The 2015-nt window shown below is 73.1% G+C and carries 2 protein-coding genes; both read right to left on the reverse strand.

The window, feature by feature from the left end; all coding sequences use genetic code 11:
* A partial coding sequence (locus RIF89_RS14480; protein ID WP_309069778.1) for an ATP-binding cassette domain-containing protein occupies window positions 1-1427 on the reverse strand: 1427 nt, incomplete at its 3' end.
* A gap of 113 nt (window positions 1428-1540) precedes the next feature.
* Window positions 1541-2002, reverse strand: a complete 462-nt coding sequence (locus tag RIF89_RS14485) for a DUF2000 domain-containing protein (protein WP_309069779.1) — start codon at window positions 2000-2002, stop codon at window positions 1541-1543.
* Between the last annotated feature and the right edge of the window lie 13 nt (window positions 2003-2015).

The raw sequence follows: 2015 nt of genomic DNA on the forward strand, positions 1-2015 counted from the left end.
AACAGCAGCTTGGCGAGGGCGACGCGGAAGCGCTCGCCACCCGACAGCGTGCGCACCGGCCGGTCGAGCGCGCTGCCACGCAGCAGCAGCCGGGCGAGCTGGTTGCGCAGCTCGCCGGGCGGGATGCCCGGGGCTGCGTCGCGCACGTTGTCGACGGCCGAGCGCGCTTCGTCGAGATCGTCGATGCGCTGCCGGAGGTAGCCGACGCGATCCGTGAGCAGCGTGCCGCGCACCGCGTCTGCGCCCGAGGTCGCGTCCGTGCCCGCGACGAGCGCCTCGAGCAGCGTGGTCTTGCCCGCGCCGTTCGGACCGACGAGCGCGACGCGCTCGGGACCCTGGATCGTGATGGTGCGGGATCCGTCCGTGAGCTCCGCGATCCGCCGGCCGCGCGGGACATCCGGATCCGGGAGCGTGAGGTGGATGTGCTCCTCCTCGCGCACGCGGGCGTCGGCGGCGTCGAGGGCATCCTGCGCGGTCTGGACGCGCTCGTCCAGCAGGTTGCGGTGCGCGCCCGCCGTCTCCTGCGCCTTGCGCTTGCGCGCGCTCGCGAGGATCTTCGGCATGTTCTCGGCGGACTTCTTCCCGGCGCGGGCGCGCGCCGCGAGCTTCGCCTCGGCCGCCACACGCTGGCGCTTCTCCACCTTCAGGTGCTGCTGCGCGGTGCGCGCAGCCTGGCTGGCGGCAGTCTGCTCCTGCTCGACGAAGGCGCGGAACGCGCTGTAGGGGCCGCCGAACACCTCGAGCATCGCGCCGCGACCCCGGCCGGCCTGTCCGAGGCCGGTGGTGCGCAGCTCGGCGGTGTGGTGCATGCGCTCGAGCAGCTCCAGGTCGTGGCTGACCACGACGAGCGTGCCCGGCCAGCTGTCGCTCAGCTCGGCGAGGCGAGTCCGCGTCGGCCGGTCGAGGTTGTTGGTCGGCTCATCCAGCAGGGTGATGGCGGTGCGGCGCAGGCGCAGACCCGTGATGGCGACGAGCATGGCCTCGCCGCCCGACAGCTCACCGACGCCGCGGACGAGATCCGTCGCGCGGAAGCCGATGTCGGCGAGGGTCTCGTCCGCGCGTGCCTCGATGTCCCAGTCGTCGCCGACCACGTCGAAGTGGCGCACGTCGACGTCGCCCCGCTCGATCGCGCGCAGGGCGCGCAGGACGGGTGCGATGCCGAGCAGGTCGGCGATCGTGGCGTCCCGTCCGAGCGTGAGGGTCTGGGGGAGGTAGCCGACGTCGCCCGCGGCGTCGATGCGCCCGCGCGTGGGCGTGAGGATGCCCGCGATGAGCTTCAGCAGCGTCGATTTGCCGACGCCGTTGCGTCCGACGAGACCGATGCGACCGACCGGGAGGGTGCCGTTCAGGCCGTCGAGGGCGACGGATCCGTCGGGCCACTCGAACGAGACGTCCGACAGCGTGATGGCAGAAGGGGACAGCGGCATGAGGAGACCTTTCGGGGCGACGATGAGGAGCGCGCACCCGAGTGCTCCGGGTGCCGGTTAGTTCCTGTCGACCTCGATCTCCATGCCCTCACCGTAGCACCGGGTGCAGGCCCTCACGCCAGCAGCGGCAGGCGTCCCACGATCCGGTCGACGCGATTGCGCGGCCCGACGAGGCCGACCGCGAGGTAGCCGAGGTCCTCCGACGGACGCCCGGACACCTCGGCGAGGCACTCGTCGTACACGCGCGTGAGCTGCGCGTGGGCGGGCATGTCGGCGACGAACACTTCATCCGAGGCCGCGGCTTTCTCCCGGATCGTCGCGAGCTGCGCAGCGTCGGCGGTCAGCACGGTGCAGCCGATCCAGGGGAGACCCGCGTGCGCCGACCCGTGCGCGTCGACCGCATCCGGCCCGAGCAGTCCCGCCACGGCGTCGCCCGTGGCCGCGCCGACGCAGGCGGTCGCGTTCGCGATGCGCCCGGCGGGCAGCGAGCCGTCGACGACGACCACCCACTTCAGCCGCGCGGCGCGCGTCGGTGCGGCGGTGTCGATCTCGTCGGGCGCGAAGCCGATGTCCATGTGCTCTCCTCGT

Source organism: Microbacterium sp. (genome assembly GCF_031178525.1).
In the GTDB taxonomy this organism is placed as follows: Bacteria; Actinomycetota; Actinomycetes; order Actinomycetales; family Microbacteriaceae; genus Microbacterium.

What these genes read in the sequence shown, in the direction of transcription:
- RIF89_RS14485 (WP_309069779.1), bottom strand. Translation starts at nt 2,002, where the DNA reads ATGGACATCGGCTTCGCGCCCGACGAGATCGACACCGCCGCACCGACG.